Genomic DNA, 14,884 nt, shown 5'->3' with positions numbered 1-14,884 from the left:
GGCCATGGTCACGGGGGGCGGGGCTCGGGCGGCGAAGCGCCCCGCGGTGTCCCGCCGGTTCTAGACCATCTCGCGCGGCCAAAGCTACGCCGTTCCGGGGCGCCCCAGGGGGCCGGGCCGGCCCGCCTCCGCGTGGCGGCCGCGCAGGCGGAAGGCCAGGAGCACCAGCAGGATTCCGAACACCATCGTGTAGCTGCCGATCCACCAGGTCAGGACCAGGGCCGACATGCCGGGATCGACCAGGAGCGCGATGCCGAACAGGATCGAGACGACGCCGCCGAGCACCAGCCACCAGCGCCCGTAATGGGCATGCAGGCGGAAGCCCGCCGCCACCATGAGGCCGCCGGTGACGAGGGCCCAGAACGCCACGAGGTAGACGAAGGCCCAGACGGCTGCCGCCGGGACGAGCACGGCGGCGACGCCGACGACGAGGTCGAGGAGCCCTTCGAGGAGGAGGAAGCCCCAGCGCTCGTGGCGCTGGGCGGCCCGCACCGAGGCGATTACGCCGACGATGCCGTCCACCAGCATGTAGGCGGCGAAGAACAGCACGAGGGAAAGGACGAAGGCGCCCGGCGCCACGAAGGCGATCAGCCCGAACAGGATCGCGACGACCCCGCGCAGGGCCATCAACCACCAATTGCGGGCCAGCACCGTGCTCATCGCGTCGAGACGGTCGAGGCCGCCCGGACCGGCGGCACCCGGTGGCGACAGGGAAGAACCGGCTGTCATACGCGCCTCCTGCAGGTTGCGGACGAACCGGGATCCGGCCCGTCAAACCCGAAAACGCGCGCCGGATTTCGGACGTTCCGTCGGGCCGCGGACGGGGCCCGCAAACGTCATGCGCACTGGGAACAATCGCCGGCGCTACTTCTTGTTGTCGCCGAGGCGGGAGTTTCGGGCGGCGCGGTTTCAATCGCGCGGCCCCTGGGCGCGTTCGGACGGTTCGTCGATGCTTCAGGATCAGCAGGCCGTGGGGCGCCAGCCCGCACGGGGCGACGCGGTGCGGCCCTCCGACCCGGAAGGGGCCGATCCGCAGGAGACGGCGTCCGCGACGAGGTCCCCCGGAGAGGCGCCCCCCGGCGAGACCGAGCCGGGCGCGGAGTCCGGCGCGCCCGAGAAGTCCGGCTCGTCCGAAAAGTCCGGCTCGGGCGAGGAGTCCGCTGCGGCCGAGGAGTCCGACGCGGACAGCAAGCCGAACATCCTGCGCCGGCATCCGTTCTGGGCCCTCGGCATCACCGTGGCGGTCGTCGCCGTGGCGGCCGGCGCCTACGTCTACTGGCTGACCCGCCTGCACCCGTTCGAATCCACCGACGACGCCTTCGTCGATGCGCGGCAATTCTCCATCGCGCCCAAGGTCGCCGGTTACATCGTGGACGTGCCGGTCACCGACAACCAGCATGTCGAGACCGGGGCCGTTCTCTTCCAGATCGACCGGCGCGACTACGCGGTGGCCCTGGCGCAGGCGAAGGCGCAGGTCGCCTCGGCCGAGGCCTCGATCCACAACTTCGAGGCGCAGATCGAGGGCCAGAAGGCGCAGGTCGCCGCCTCCCAGGCGGAGGTGACGCAGGCCGAGGCCTCGCTGAAATTCGCCCGGGAGGATGCGGCCCGCTACCGGGACCTCGCCGAGAAGGGGGCGGGCACGATCCAGCGCTCGCAATCCTCGTCCTCGACCCTCGACCAGCAGCAGGCCGCCTACGATCGCGCGCGGGCGAACGTCGTCGCGGCGCGCACCCAGGTCGGCGCGCTCAATGCGCAGAAGGCGGGGGCCGAGGCCAGCCTCGCCACCGGCAAGGCCCAGGTGGCCCAGGCCGAACTGAACCTCGGCTACACCACCGTCACGGCGGCCCAGCCGGGCCGGCTGGTACAGCTGTCGGGCGCCAAGGGCCAGTTCGCCCAGGCCGGGCAGACGCTGTCGACCTTCGTGCCCGACGACATCTGGGTGATCGCGAACTACAAGGAGACGCAGATCACCGACATGCGGCCGGGCCAGCACGCCGACATCGAGATCGATGCCTATCCCGAGCGCAAGATCACCGGCCACGTGGAGTCCGTGCAGCCCGGCTCCGGTACCGCCTTCAGCCTGCTCCCGGCCCAGAACGCCACCGGCAACTACGTGAAGGTGGTCCAGCGCATCCCGGTGAAGATCGTCGTCGACCAGTGGCCCACCGACGTCGCCATCGGCCCCGGCATGTCGATCGTGCCGCGGGTCCACGTCCGGTGAGCGCTGCGGCTTCGCAGGCGGGGGGCAAGGCGGGGGGCAAGGCGAGCGACGCGTCGGGGGCCTCCGCCAAGGCGCCGGGCGGGCACAACCCCTGGGCCATCGCCCTCGTCGTCTCGCTGGCGACCTTCATGGAGGTGCTCGACACCACCATCGCCAACGTGGCCCTGCGCTACATCTCCGGGGGCCTGGCGGTGGGCCCCGACGAGGCGGCCTGGGTGGTGACGAGCTACCTCGTGGCCAACGCCATCGTGCTCACGGCCTCGAGCTTCCTCGCCAAGCGGTTCGGCCGCAAGGCGTTCTTCATGTGGAGCATCGCGCTCTTCACCGTGGCCTCGGTGCTGTGCGGCTTTGCCTGGAACCTCGAATCGCTCCTCGTCTTCCGCGTGCTCCAGGGCTTGGGCGGGGGCGGCATGGCGCCGCTGGCCCAGTCGATCCTCGCCGATTCGTTCCCGCCGGCGAAGCGCGGCCAGGCCTTCGCCCTCTACGGCCTCGCCGTGGTGGTGGCGCCCGTGATCGGGCCGACGCTGGGGGGCTGGCTCTCGGACAACGTCTCGTGGCACTGGTGCTTCCTGATCAACGGCCCGATCGGCCTGATCGCCCTCGGGCTGATGCACGTGCTGCTGGAGGACCCGCCGGGGGCGGTGAAGGAGCGCCGCCGCCTGCGCCGCGAGGGCGTGCGCTTCGACCTCGTGGGATTCCTCCTCGTCGCCACCTTCCTGGGGTCGCTCGAGGTCGTCCTCGACGAGGGCCAGCGCAAGGACTGGTTCGGCTCGACCTTCATCATCGTGTTCGCGGCGATCTGCGTCATCGCCTTCGTGGCGATGATCCCCTGGGAGCTGACCCGGAAGAACCCAGTCGTGGACCTCCGGCTCCTCGGCAGCCGCCAGTTCGGCGCGTGCTTCCTGGTGATGATGGCCACCGGCGCGATCCTGATCGCCACGACGCAGTTCGTGCCGCAGCTGGTGCAGGAATATTACGGCTACACCGCCACCCTCGCGGGCCTCGTCCTCGCGCCCGGCGGCCTCGTCACGGTGTTCATGATGCTGGTGATCGGCCGGATCTCGGGCAAGGTGCAGCCGAAATACCTCATCGCCCTGGGCGCCGCGATCGTCTCCGCGGCGATGTACGACCTCACGCGCCTCTACGGCGACACCAGCTTCTGGTTCTTCGCCTGGTCGCGCATCTATATCGGCATCGGCCTGCCGATGATCTTCATCTCGATCACCGCCGCCTCCTACGAGGGGATCGACAAGGGGCAGACCGACCAGGCTTCGGCGCTGATCAACGTCGCCCGCAACGTCGGCGGCTCGATGGGCGTGAGCCTCGCCCAGAACGTGCTCGCCTACCGTCAGCAATTCCACCAGAGCCGGCTCGGGGAGAGCATCTCCGGCGCCAACCCGAACTACCAGGAGACCCTGCGGGCGGCGACGCAGTACTTCCAGGCCCATGGGGCGTCCGGCGTCGAGGCGCAGAACCAGGCCATCGCCTGGATCGGCCAGCAGCTTCAGACCCAGGTGGCGTACTGGGGCTACATCGACGTGTTCTGGTCGCTCTGCCTCGTTTCGGGGGCGGCCGTGCCGCTCGCGATGATCCTCAGCAAGGTCAAGCTCGGCGGGGGCGCGCCGGCCGGGCATTGAGTCAGTCGGCCGGCGTGGTCGCCTCGGTGACGTGGACGCGCGCGGCCGGCGCCGGGGTGGGGGCCGCGTCGGTCTCGATCTCCATGAGGGTGACCTCGGATTTCAGCTCGGGTCCCGCCAGGGCGGCCACGCCCTCGTAGCGGTCGAGGCGACGGTCGATCATGCCGCCGATCTTCTCGCGCACCTCGGCGACCGTGAGGCTGCGGCGGCCCTTGCCGGCCTTCTCGGTGAACAGGCTCCGGTTCGCCTTCGCCGCGGCCTTGAAGACCTGCTTGGCGACCTGGCCCGGCTTCTCGGCGGTGAGTTCGAGGAAGCGGCCGGCGCTGGCGGTGCCGAGGAAATGCGCGAAGTAGAGCTCGGCGGTGGAGAGGTCGCGGCCGATGCGCTGCTCGATCCGGCCCTTGTCGCGATTGATGAGCTCGCCCGCCATCAGGGCGGCGACGTAGGGGTCCTGGCGCAGGCGCAGCACGCGGGTCCGCACCGCCTCGTCGGCGATCGTGATGGCGCTGCCGCGCCCCTTTACCGCCGCCGCCTCGTCGGCGAGGCCGTGGCGGGCGCCGTAGGTGCGGATGAGTTCGAGCCAGGTGCCCGACAGGAACTGGAACAGGCCCTCGGCGGAGGAGGTCGAGGCCTTCACCGTGGTCGAGAAGCTCGATTCCTTGTCGGCCAGCGCCATCATGTAGGCGGGATCGACCCCGGTCTCGGTGGCGGCCCGCAGGATGGTGTCGACGATCTCGCGCGGCACGGCCATGTCACCGAAGCGCAGGCGCTCGGCGCCGGCGGCGTCGCGGCTCGGGGCGAGGGCCGCGAGGTCGCTCTCGATCAGCGACAGCGTCGCGGGTTCCTGCTCGACCACGGGAACCCCGGCCCAGTCGGCCGCGTTGGGGGCTTCAGGTGCGGGCGCGGACTGCTCCCGGACGAGGGTCTGCGCCGTCAGGGCGCGCTCGTCGATCCGGTCATGGGCCGCCGCGGCGGGGGCCAGGGCGTTCTGCGGTAGGGCGCCGCCCAGCAGCGCGCCGGTGACGAGCGTCGCGAGGGTCCGGCGGCGGAGAGTGGCGAAGGTCCGGCGCGTCCTGCGCTCGGTCCGCGGCAGCCACGCCACGGTCAGATCTGCGTCGAAGGTCTCGTTGGGCACGAGACGGCTCACGTCGTCGGCGCAGAGCGCCGGCTCCGGGAAAACCCCCATCATTGGTCCTTGTTCGTACCGCTGCCTTCGTCGGGCGCGGCTTCGTTGTCGTTCAGCGAGGGGACGTCTCGCCGGCTGCTGTGACCAGAATGGGACAGCTCCGTGATTCAACGATGGCAGGCTTAACGTTGGGTTAAGCCCTTGTATTTACGAATTTTTAACGCCTCGTTCGGAGGCCGTTCAGGCGCACCGCGTCAAAAAGGCGTCCTGGCCAGGGTTGGAACGCAACCCCGGAAGCCCAGTTAGTGAGGGCTGAGCGGAACGGCCCCCAGGTTGGGACAGGCTCCCGTTCGCCTGAAGAAGGAAGCCGTTTCCCAATGAGCATGCAGACCGGTCGCCGCGTCGGCGTTGCGTTCGTTGGCATGGGTGGCGCTGTCGCCACCACCGCCATCGCAGGCATCGAGATGATTAAATCCGGATCGAACCGCCTTGATGGCCTGCCCCTCGCGGGCGTCCCCGTCGCCGGGATGGCCGACTACAAGGACCTCGTGTTCGGCGGATGGGACCTGAACGACGATGACCTCGCCTCCGCCGCTACCGGCCACGGCGTCCTCAACGCCCAGGATATCGAGAATGGCGCCCAGGTCCTGAAGGGCATCAAGCCCTGGCCGGCCGTCGGCAGCGCCAAGTTCTGCAAGAACATCGAGGGTGCCAACCGCATCGTTGCCAAGGACCACCGCGAGGCGGTCTCCGTCATCGCCAACGACTTGCGCCGCTTCAAGGCCGAGAGCAATCTCGACGAGGTCGTGGTGATCAACCTCGCCTCCACCGAGCGCTGGCCCGACCTCTCCGACCCGACCTTGAACTCGACGGCCGCCTTCGAGAAGGGCCTCGACAGCAGCGACGAGTCGATCAGCCCGGCGATGCTCTACGCCTACGCGGCGATCAAGAGCGGCGTTCCCTACGCCAACTTCACCCCCAGCGTCGCCGCCGACGTGCCGGCCCTGCTCGAACTCGCCAAGGACCTGAACGTCCCCGTGGCGGGCAAGGACGGCAAGACCGGCCAGACCATGATGAAGACGGTGCTGGCCCCCGCCCTGAAGGCGCGCGCCCTGCACGTCGATGGCTGGTTCTCCACCAACATCCTCGGCAACCGTGACGGCCTCGCGCTGAACGACAAGGACTCGCTCCAGTCGAAGCTCAACACCAAGGGCACGGTGCTCGACTCGATCCTCGGCTACCCGGTCGAGGACCACCTCGTGCACATCCACTATTACCGTCCCCGCGGTGACGACAAGGAAGCCTGGGACAACATCGACGTCACCGGGTTCCTGGGTCAGCGCATGCAGATCAAGGTTAACTTCCTCTGCAAGGACTCGATCCTGGCCGCCCCCCTCGTCATCGAGATCGCCCGTGTTCTCGACCTCGCCAAGAAGCGCGGCGACGGCGGCCCCCAGGAGCAGCTCTCGAGCTTCTTCAAGGCGCCCATGGTGAAGAACGGCCACGGCCCCGAGCATGATTTCGGCAAGCAGCAGACCATGCTGCTCGATTGGCTCGGCGCCCACTGATGATCGCCCAGACGGAGGGCGCCGGTCCCGCGGCCCCGCGGGCGCTTCGCGCCCTCCTCGTCGAGGTCAACGACCTCAAGCGCGTGCACTCCGCCGGGCGCACCGGCTCCATCGCCGAGCGCCTCTTCGCGCAGGGCTGGAGCGCCCTCACAGGGGGCGCCGCGCCGGAGGCCGTGGCCCTCGACATCACCGCCAAGGCGCTCGCCGCCGCCCGCCTCTGTGATCTCGACGCGGCCTTCCTGGCCTCCGCGGGGCTCGACGCGGGCGAAACGGCCGACGTCCTGGTGGCGGGCTTCGATGCCGTCACCGACAGTGTCGAATCCGGCCTGCGGGACCGCCTCCGGGCGGCCCTGCGCGCGCCGTCGGGCTTCGGGCAGGGGCCCCTCCCGGGCTTCGTCGCCGCCCTGGCGCATCAGCCCCGCGCCGGCGTCACCTGCCCCGGCAAGCCCCGCATCCTGCTGGAGCCGCCGGAGAACCACGCCGAGCACTGCCTGATGGTGGCGGTCTACGGCGTCGTGCTGAGTCCGTTCTACCGGGCCGACCCGACCCAGGTCTTCCTGGCCGCCATGGCCCACCACTTCCACAACGCCGCGATGCCGGATGCCGGCTTCACCGGCGAGATGCTCCTCGGCGACCACCTCCTGCCGATCATGGCCCGCACCACGCGATGGGCCCTGGACGAACTCGATCCCGGGCTGCGGGAGACCGTGGAGCGGGCGCGTGCCGTCCTGCCCGACGACGCCACGGCGGAGGGCCGCGCCTTCCACGCCGCCGACTGCATCGACCGCGTCCTGCAGATCGCCCAGCATCTGCGGGCCGCGACCCTGACCATGGGCACGGTCCTCGACGAGATGGAGCTCGTCCACGCGGGTCCGGTGAAGGGCTTCCACGACCGCGTGCTCAAGGACATGCAGATCCCGTGATGTTTCCTCGCGACCGCGCGGGTGCCCCGTCATGATCCCCTTCGATCTTCGCTCGCCGGAGACCGGTGAGCCCCTCAAGGCCGACACCCCGCACTCGCTCCGAGACGGGGCGAGCGGGGCGCGCTGGCCCGTGATCGACGGCATTCCCTACCTGCGGACCAACCGCGCCGACCTCGTGGCCCAAACCCTGGCGCTGCTCGATTCCGGCGAGGCGAACCTCGCCCTCGAAGGTCTCCTCGCCGACCAGGACGACTGGTGGACGGGCACACCGGCCGATCCCCTGGACCTCCACGAACTCGTGCGCGAGCGGGACAGACGCTCCCTGCGCGACGCGGTGCGGCTCCTCGGCTGGGGCCGGGTCGGCGACTACTTCCTGAATCGCTGGACCGACCCGACCTTCCTGGCCGGGCTGACGCTCCTCGAGGCCCACTGGAACGACCCGGTCTGCGTGTTCGAGTTCGCCTGCGGCATCGGCCACTACCTGCGCGAATTCCAGACCCGCGGCATCAAGGTCGCGGGCGCCGACGTCGTCTTCGCCAAGCTGTGGGTCGCCCGGCACTGGGTCGTCGGCAAGTCGGCCCAGCTCGTCTGCTTCGATGCGAATTCGCCCCATTGGCCGATCCCGGGCGCGCCGGTCGACCTCGTCGTCTGCAACGATGCCTTCTACTTCCTCGACCGCAAGACCGAGGTGCTGGAATGCCTGCGCCAGAATGCCGGTGACGACGGCTGGCTCGCCGTCAGCCACATTCACAACAGCGACCGCCCGGGATTCTCGGCGGGGCGCGCCGTCTCGGCCGCCGAGATCGACGAGCTCTTCCCCGACGGCCTCGTCTACGACGACGACGACCTGACCCGGGCCATGGTGGAGCGGCGTGCCCCCTCCCCCCGCAAGCCCCAGGACCTCACCGCCTGTGAGGCCTTCTCGGTGGTGGCGGGTCCCGGCATGCGCCCGGCCCCCCGCCGCGTGATCGATGGCATCACCGTGCCGCGCCCCGGCCGGAGCCTTCGGCTCAACCCGCTCTTCCTCTCCGAAGGCGGGGCGCGGCACGCGATCCGCTGGCCGTCCGAGCGCTACGAGGCCGAGTACGCCGCCCGCGCCACCTATCCGTCGACCTACACCGGGCCGGACACCCTGGATTGGCAGGGCGACCTCGACGCGCCCGAGGCCGACCGGGTCCGTGACCGGACCTATGTCGACCTGCCAGAGCGCTGGTGATGGGGGGTTCGAAGTGGAGCCCCGTCGCCTGGGGCATCGTCGGCTACGGTTGGGTCGCCCGCGACTACATGGCACCGGGTATCCGCGCGGCCGGGCACCGGCTCGTCGCCGTCGCCGATCCGGGCGAGGCCTCGCGCGCGGCGGCCGAGGCCGAGGGCGCACGGGCCTACGCGCGGCTCGAAGACCTCGTGAACGACCCGGAGGTCGAGGCGGTCTACGTCGCCACCCCGAACCACCTGCACCGGGAGGCGATCGCGGCGCTGGCCGGCTCCGGCAAGGCGATCCTGTGCGAGAAGCCGATGGCGGCCTCCCTCGACGATGCCGAGGCGATGGTCGCGGCCTTGGCGCGCGGCGACACCTTCTACGGCACCGCCTTCGACCAGCGCCACCACCCGGCCCACCGGGCCATGCGGGATGCCATCCGCGCGGGCCGCCTCGGCACCGTCACGGCGATCCGCATCGTCTATGCCTGCTGGCTGCCGCGCGCCTGGACCTCCTTCGCGGGCCAGGACAACTGGCGCATCGACCCGGCCAAGGCCGGCGGCGGCGCCCTGATGGATCTCGCCCCCCACGGCCTCGACCTCGTCGACTTTCTCCTCGACGAATCGATCCACGATCTGGCCGCTCTGACCCAGGCGCGGGCGCAGGACTACGCCGTCGACGACGGTGCACTCCTGATCGGGCGCACGCCCTCGGGCGTCCTCGCCAACTTGCACGTCGCCTACAATTGCCCGGACGCCCTGCCGCGCCGGCGCCTCGAAGTCACCGGCACCCAGGGCCTGCTCACCGCCGTCGACACGATGGGACAGGTGGCAGGCGGAACCCTGTCGTTCACCGACGGGTCAACCGGCGTCTCTGAAACTCTGCCCTTCGATGGGGAGGCCTCGCCCTTCCTCGAACAGGTGAAGGCCTTCGGCTCGGCCCTGCGCCGACCGGAGGAGCGCGAGGCCTACAGCGCAACGCGCGACCTTCACACCATGCGCTTGCTGGCCCGCGCCTACGAAGCGTCGGCCTGAACAACGGAAACGCACGACCGTGAACGAGCAGGACCAGGACGACCGCGCCCGCCACAGCCGGATCAAGGCACCGCGCGCCTACACCCACGGCGCTCCCCGCCGGATCGAGGGACTGCCGGCCGCCCTGCCCGAGCCGGTGCGCGCCTATCTCGACATCCTGCCGGAGGGCCGCATCGTCGGCTTCCCCCTGGCGCCGCTGGACCGCACCGGCATCCCGGTCTGGTTCGTGTCGCTGTTCCTCGATGATCCGTTCTTCGTCGGCGCCATGCCGAGCGGCATCGGTTACGGCGCCACCGACGACGAGGCGATCATCGGCGCAGTCGCGGAGATCGCCGAGAACCTGATGCCCTCGCTCGCCGTGATGCCGCGCAAGAAGGAGCGCGCCAGTTACGACGACCTCGTGCGGGTCTACGGCGCCGGCGCGGTGGCCGATCCCCTCACCCTGTGCCTGCCCGCCGGCAGCCCGGTGGGGCGCGCCACCACCCTCGAATGGACGCCCGCCCTCCGCGCCCGCAGCGGCGAGACGGTGCTGATGCCGCTCGACATCGCCGCCACCGATTATTTCGAGCTGTCGGAGGGCTACAAGCCCTTCACCAACCTCATCACCAACGGTCTCGGCGCCGGGCCGGACGTCGACTTCGCGCTGGGCCACGGCCTGCTCGAACTCCTGCAGCGCGACGGCAACGGCCTCCTGTTCCGCGCCCTCGACCAGGGGGTGGTGCTCGACCTGTCGGAGGGCCTCGGCCCGGAGACGCGCGGCATGCTCGATCGGCTGGATTCCCTCGGGATCAAGGCCCTGCCGAAATTCGCCACCGATCAGTTCGGCCTGACCAACCTCTACGTCGTCGGCTACGACCGGAACCTCGCCGACACGCCGGTGCCGATCGCGCTCTCGGCCTGCGGCGAGGCCTGCGACCCGGACCGCGAGCGGGCCCTGCGCAAGGCGCTGCTCGAGTTCCAGGCCGCCCGCGTGCGCAAGGCCTTCGGCCACGGGCCGCTCGCCTTCGCCGAGCAGGTGACGCCGCCGGGTTACGTCAAGGCCTTCATCGACAAGGCCCTGCCGAGCCTCGATCTGGAGGAGAGCCGCGCCCTCAAGGCGATGCTCGAATGGATCGTGCAGCCCCCCGAGGGCATCGCCGCGACCTTGCGCGACACCGTCTATTCCGAGCGCACCACCAAGCGCTTTTCGGAGTTGCCCACGACGCAGGCCCCGGACGGGCACGCACGGGGCCGCATCGCCCGCGAACGGCTGGAGGACGCCGGGTTCGACGTGCTCTACGTCGACTGCTCGCCGCCCGGCGGCCGGGTCGGCGTGGTCAAGGCCATCGTGCCGGGGCTCGAGGTCGAGACCATGAGCTATCACCGCATCGGGGCGCGCAACACGCAGAAGCTCATCGACCGCGACCACCCGCTGATCCGCTTCGGCGAGGCCACCGACACCCTGAAGCCCGTGCGCCTGACCCCGGAGGCGATCGAGCACTTCGGCGGGCAGCCGCTGTTCGACACCGCGCTGGCCGACCGGATCGTGGGCGCCCACTACCCGCTCTACCGCGAGCCGGAATCGCACCACGCGCCATTCCGCCTGAGCCAGCAGGGCCGCGCCGCATGAGCCTGCGCTTCGCCTACAACACCAACGGCACCGCCCATCACCGCCTGGACGATGCGATCGACCTCATCGCCGAGGCCGGATACCAGGGCGTGGCGCTGACCCTCGACATCCACCACCTCGACCCCTTCGCCGAGACCTGGGTGCAGGAGGCGCAGCGGGTGTCGAGCCGCCTGCAGCGCCTCGGCCTCGGCTCGGTGATCGAGACCGGTGCCCGATTCCTCCTCGACCCGAGGGCCAAGCACGAGCCGACCCTGGTCAGCGGCGACGCGTCCGGCCGGGCGCGGCGCATCGGCTTCCTCAAGCGCGCCGTCGACATCGCGGCGATCCTGCAGTCCGAGGCGGTCTCGTTCTGGGCCGGCGTGCCGAAGCCCGGCATCGATCCCGACGCGGCGAGGGCCTGGCTGCGCGAGGGCCTGACCGAGGTCGTCGCCTACGCCGCCGAGCAGAACGTCATCGCCTGCCTGGAGCCCGAGCCCGGCATGCTGATCGAGACCCTGGACGACTACGCCGCCCTGGACCTGCCGGGCCTGAAGCTCGCCCTCGACACCGGCCACTGCCTCGTCACCGGCGAGCGCGACCCGGCCGTCGCCGTCGGCGAGTTCGCCGACCGCATCGGCACCGTGGCCCTCGAGGACATGGCGCGGGGCATCCACGTCCACCTGCCCTTCGGCGAGGGCGACATGGACGTGCCCGGCGTGCTGGACGCCCTCGAGGCGATCCGGTTCGACCGGCTGATCTGCGTCGAGCTCTCCCGCGAGAGCCACCGCGCCGACCTGATGGTGCCGGCCTCGCTGAAATACCTCCGCGATTGCCGCAATCCGAACCCGGGAGCCTCCGCGTGAGGATCTGCTTCGTCTCGCGCCGCTACTTCCCGGCGATCTCCGGCATGAGCGTCTACGCGCAGAACCTGCTGCGCGAGCTGGTCGAGGCCGGCCACGACGTCACGATGATCTCCCAGTATCGCGGCGACGCCTTCGGCACCCGCGTCTATGGCGGCGGCCCGCCGCCCGACGTCCCCGGCGTCACCGTGATCGGCCTGGAACAGCTCGGCGAGCAGGAGAGCGGCGACTTCGAGCGCGACATCGACACGATGGTGGCGGCGATTCGCACCGAGCACGCGAAGAAGCCCTTCGACATCCTGCACGCGCAGTACGGCTACCCCACCGGTTGGGCCACGCTCCTGGCCTCGCGCGCCCTCGGCGTGCCGAACGTGGTCTCGATCCAGGGCGGCGACGGCCACTGGGTCGGCTCGTGCTGCGAGACCCACCGGGTCGCCATGTGCGAAGTCCTGGCCCATGCCAACGCCCTGCTGATCGGCGGCGCCTCCTTCGTCGGCGAGGTCTGCGACCGGCTCGGCTCGGACCCCGCCCGCTTCACCATCGTGCCGGGTGCGGTCGACACCGCGCGCTTCACGCCCGGCGCCGATAACCATCCCGGCCCGGTGCGGCTGTTCTATCACGGCCGAGTCGACCGCCGGAAAGGCGTCCTCGACTTCATCGACGCCCTCGCGCTGGTGCGCGCCCGCGCCATCCCGTTCGAAGCGACCATCTCCGGCATCGGGCCGGACGTGGACTCGTCGAAGGCTCGCGCAGCGGACCTGAAGTTCTCGGAAGCCGAGATCCGCTTCACCGGCTACGCCGACTACGACACCGTGCCGGATCTCTACCGGGCGGCGGACGTCTTCGTCTCGCCGACCTATGCGGAAGGATTCTCCAACACGATTCTGGAGGCGATGGCCGCTGGGCTCGCGGTGGTCTCGACCCATGCGGTCGGCGTCTCGGACTGCCTGCGCGACGGCGAGAACGGACTCCTGGTCCAGCCCGGCGACGTGCCGGCCCTGGCCGAGGCCCTGGCCCGCGTCATCGAGGACGAGCCCCTGCGCCGGCGCCTGGCCCAGGATGGGCTCGCCGAGTGCCGGCAGGTCTATTCCTGGCGGGCGGTGGGCCGGCAGATCATGGACGTGTACGCGCGCGTGGCGAACGAGCGCCCGGCGACCGATTTCGCCGCGACCCTGCCGCACGACCCGTCCTGCCGCTTCCGCGCCGAACCGCACCTGCTCTGAGCTGATGCCCACCGCCCTCGCCCTGTCGCCGCATCTCGACGATGCCGCCTTCTCCTGCGGCGGGCTGCTCCACGCCCTCGGCCGGGCGGGTTGGCAGGTCGAGATCGTGACGGTGTTCACCGCCTCGGTGGCGAACCCGACCGGCTTCGCCCTCGCCTGCCAGACCGACAAGGGGCTCGGGCCCGAGATCGACTACATGGACCTGCGCCGGGCCGAGGATGCGGCAGCCGTGGCCGCCCTTTTGCTCGCACCCCCGCGCCATTGGCCCTTCCGCGAGGCGCCGCATCGCGGCTACGGCTCGGCGCCGGAGCTGTTCGGCGCGGTGCGGGCCGAGGACACCATCGTGCCCGACCTGACCCGCGCGATCCGAGCGCTCCTCGCCGAGACGGCACCCGACCTCGTCCTGGCCCCCCAGGGCATCGGCGGGCATGTGGATCACGTCCAGGTGGTCCGCGCCCTGGACGCGGCCGACCCGACCGCGCCGATCCTGTGGTGGCGCGACTTTCCCTACACGGTGCGCGACCAGACCCCGAAGGAGCCCCTGCGCCCGCGCTTCGCCGATCTGCCGGAGACGGAATGCCGGTTCGGCCCCGAGGGCCGGGTGGCCAAGGGCGCGGCCTGCGCGGCCTACGCGACGCAGCTCGGCTTCCAGTTCGGCGGTCCCGAGGGCCTCGCCCAGCGCCTGGCGCAGGAGGACGGGCGCGAGCGCTTCCGCCGGCAGGGCACCCTGCCGGAAAGCCTGGGGCGCCTCGTCGCCGATGTCGGCTGAGGCGCCGCCCGCCGAACCAAAGAGCCTGCGTGACCCCGTCACCCTGGCCGCGCGCAAGTCCCGGCTCGACAGCCCCCACCTCGCCCCGATCCGCGCCCTCGGCCGGGCGATCGCCGCGGCGCAGGGCGCCGAAGTCCCCGAGCCCGACCCCCTCGACGGCGGCGTCGCGGCCCGCCTGCTGCTGCTCCTGGAGACGCCGGGTCCGCGCATCCGCGGCACCGGCCTCGTCTCGCGGGACAACCCGACGGGCACCGCCGCCAACCTCTTCCGCTTCCTCGCCGAGGCCGGGATCGCCCGCCGCGACACCCTGATCTGGAACACGATTCCGTGGGTCATCCACGCCCCCGGCGCCCGCAACCGGCCCCCGCGCCGGTCCGAGGTGCGGCAGGCTCTGCCCTGGCTGACGCCCCTCCTCGCCTGCCTGCCGCACCTGCGCGTCGTCGTGCTCTCCGGACGGGTCGCGGGCTTCGCGCAGTCGGACCTCAAAGCGTCGCGTCCGGATTTGAGGCTGATCCCGATTCCGCATCCGAGCCCGACCTTTGTCTGCACGGCGCCGAGCGTCGCCGTGCGCATCCGGGCGGGGCTGGCGGAGGCGCAAGCCTGCATCGCCGGTGGGCATTGCGCCTCCCTCGCTGGCAATTGCCGGCCGATGCCCCTAAATGCGGGCGACGGGCCGTGGTCCGGCACAAGCTCGGGTTGACCCCATGCCGCCGATGCGGCCGTGCGCGGGGAGCCCA

General features: G+C 71.0%; 13 protein-coding genes. 11 read left to right on the top strand and 2 right to left on the bottom strand.

From position 1 onward, the window contains the following. Positions 1 to 84 precede the first annotated feature (84 nt). Positions 85 to 729 carry an HdeD family acid-resistance protein gene (locus ASF18_RS15665; RefSeq protein ID WP_056270948.1) on the bottom strand — a complete coding sequence of 215 codons (645 nt, stop codon included), beginning with the start codon at positions 727 to 729 and terminating at the stop codon, positions 85 to 87. 220 nt (positions 730 to 949) lie between these two features. Here ASF18_RS15665 and ASF18_RS15660 point away from each other — a divergent pair, with 220 nt between their 5' ends. After that, positions 950 to 2,221, top strand: a complete 1,272-nt coding sequence (locus tag ASF18_RS15660) for an HlyD family secretion protein (protein WP_082487631.1) — start codon at positions 950 to 952, stop codon at positions 2,219 to 2,221. Beyond that, positions 2,218 to 3,858: a DHA2 family efflux MFS transporter permease subunit gene (locus ASF18_RS15655; protein ID WP_056352931.1), complete on the top strand. Its 1,641-nt coding sequence runs from the start codon at positions 2,218 to 2,220 to the stop codon at positions 3,856 to 3,858. Before ASF18_RS15660 ends, ASF18_RS15655 begins: the two co-directional genes overlap by 4 nt. A 1-nt stretch (position 3,859) precedes the next feature. Here the strand turns inward: ASF18_RS15655 and ASF18_RS15650 are convergent, their stop codons facing one another. Continuing rightward, positions 3,860 to 5,047, bottom strand: a complete 1,188-nt coding sequence (locus tag ASF18_RS15650) for a transglycosylase SLT domain-containing protein (RefSeq protein ID WP_082487629.1) — start codon at positions 5,045 to 5,047, stop codon at positions 3,860 to 3,862. A 314-nt stretch (positions 5,048 to 5,361) separates the two neighbouring features. Between ASF18_RS15650 and ASF18_RS15645 the strand changes: the two genes are divergently transcribed. The 9 genes from ASF18_RS15645 to ASF18_RS15605 are packed head-to-tail and all read left to right on the top strand — an operon-like array spanning position 5,362 to position 14,847. Next, complete coding sequence (locus tag ASF18_RS15645; RefSeq protein WP_056270954.1) at positions 5,362 to 6,552, top strand: inositol-3-phosphate synthase; 1,191 nt, start codon at positions 5,362 to 5,364, stop codon at positions 6,550 to 6,552. After that, entirely contained in the window at positions 6,552 to 7,475 is a 924-nt protein-coding gene (locus ASF18_RS15640) for a hypothetical protein (RefSeq protein ID WP_056352929.1), read from the top strand. Before ASF18_RS15645 ends, ASF18_RS15640 begins: the two co-directional genes overlap by 1 nt. Positions 7,476 to 7,506: 31 nt before the next feature. Then, positions 7,507 to 8,691, top strand: coding sequence for a methyltransferase domain-containing protein (locus ASF18_RS15635; RefSeq protein WP_056352927.1), 1,185 nt, complete (start codon positions 7,507 to 7,509; stop codon positions 8,689 to 8,691). Next, the gene (locus ASF18_RS15630; RefSeq protein WP_056212631.1) at positions 8,691 to 9,707 is read left to right on the top strand and encodes a Gfo/Idh/MocA family oxidoreductase; all 1,017 of its coding nucleotides are present in this window, start codon (positions 8,691 to 8,693) and stop codon (positions 9,705 to 9,707) included. The genes ASF18_RS15635 and ASF18_RS15630 overlap by 1 nt, the downstream gene beginning before the upstream one ends. Positions 9,708 to 9,726: 19 nt before the next feature. Next, positions 9,727 to 11,316 (top strand): YcaO-like family protein, encoded by a 1,590-nt coding sequence (locus ASF18_RS15625; protein WP_056352925.1) that lies wholly within the window; start codon positions 9,727 to 9,729, stop codon positions 11,314 to 11,316. Continuing rightward, complete coding sequence (locus tag ASF18_RS15620) at positions 11,313 to 12,158, top strand: sugar phosphate isomerase/epimerase family protein (protein ID WP_056352923.1); 846 nt, start codon at positions 11,313 to 11,315, stop codon at positions 12,156 to 12,158. The genes ASF18_RS15625 and ASF18_RS15620 overlap by 4 nt, the downstream gene beginning before the upstream one ends. Further along, positions 12,155 to 13,378 (top strand): glycosyltransferase family 4 protein, encoded by a 1,224-nt coding sequence (locus ASF18_RS15615; RefSeq protein ID WP_056352921.1) that lies wholly within the window; start codon positions 12,155 to 12,157, stop codon positions 13,376 to 13,378. Before ASF18_RS15620 ends, ASF18_RS15615 begins: the two co-directional genes overlap by 4 nt. 4 nt (positions 13,379 to 13,382) lie before the next feature. Continuing rightward, positions 13,383 to 14,147, top strand: a complete 765-nt coding sequence (locus ASF18_RS15610; RefSeq protein WP_056352919.1) for a PIG-L family deacetylase — start codon at positions 13,383 to 13,385, stop codon at positions 14,145 to 14,147. Continuing rightward, the gene (locus ASF18_RS15605; RefSeq protein WP_082487627.1) at positions 14,137 to 14,847 is read left to right on the top strand and encodes a uracil-DNA glycosylase; all 711 of its coding nucleotides are present in this window, start codon (positions 14,137 to 14,139) and stop codon (positions 14,845 to 14,847) included. The genes ASF18_RS15610 and ASF18_RS15605 overlap by 11 nt, the downstream gene beginning before the upstream one ends. The last annotated feature ends 37 nt before the right edge of the window (positions 14,848 to 14,884 follow it).

The organism is Methylobacterium sp. Leaf89, from assembly GCF_001422215.1.
GTDB lineage: Bacteria > Pseudomonadota > Alphaproteobacteria > Rhizobiales > Beijerinckiaceae > Methylobacterium.
The sequence above is the reverse complement of the archived record's forward strand: the minus strand, read 5'-3'. Positions and strand labels throughout refer to the sequence as shown.

Coding starts and splice junctions, on each gene's coding strand:
- ASF18_RS15635 (WP_056352927.1), top strand. CDS start 7,507: ATGATCCCCTTCGATCTTCGCTCGCCGGAGACCGGTGAGCCCCTCAAG.
- ASF18_RS15665 (WP_056270948.1), bottom strand. CDS start 729: ATGACAGCCGGTTCTTCCCTGTCGCCACCGGGTGCCGCCGGTCCGGGC.
- ASF18_RS15650 (WP_082487629.1), bottom strand. CDS start 5,047: ATGATGGGGGTTTTCCCGGAGCCGGCGCTCTGCGCCGACGACGTGAGC.
- ASF18_RS15610 (WP_056352919.1), top strand. CDS start 13,383: ATGCCCACCGCCCTCGCCCTGTCGCCGCATCTCGACGATGCCGCCTTC.
- ASF18_RS15620 (WP_056352923.1), top strand. CDS start 11,313: ATGAGCCTGCGCTTCGCCTACAACACCAACGGCACCGCCCATCACCGC.
- ASF18_RS15630 (WP_056212631.1), top strand. CDS start 8,691: ATGGGGGGTTCGAAGTGGAGCCCCGTCGCCTGGGGCATCGTCGGCTAC.
- ASF18_RS15605 (WP_082487627.1), top strand. CDS start 14,137: ATGTCGGCTGAGGCGCCGCCCGCCGAACCAAAGAGCCTGCGTGACCCC.
- ASF18_RS15660 (WP_082487631.1), top strand. CDS start 950: ATGCTTCAGGATCAGCAGGCCGTGGGGCGCCAGCCCGCACGGGGCGAC.
- ASF18_RS15640 (WP_056352929.1), top strand. CDS start 6,552: ATGATCGCCCAGACGGAGGGCGCCGGTCCCGCGGCCCCGCGGGCGCTT.
- ASF18_RS15645 (WP_056270954.1), top strand. CDS start 5,362: ATGAGCATGCAGACCGGTCGCCGCGTCGGCGTTGCGTTCGTTGGCATG.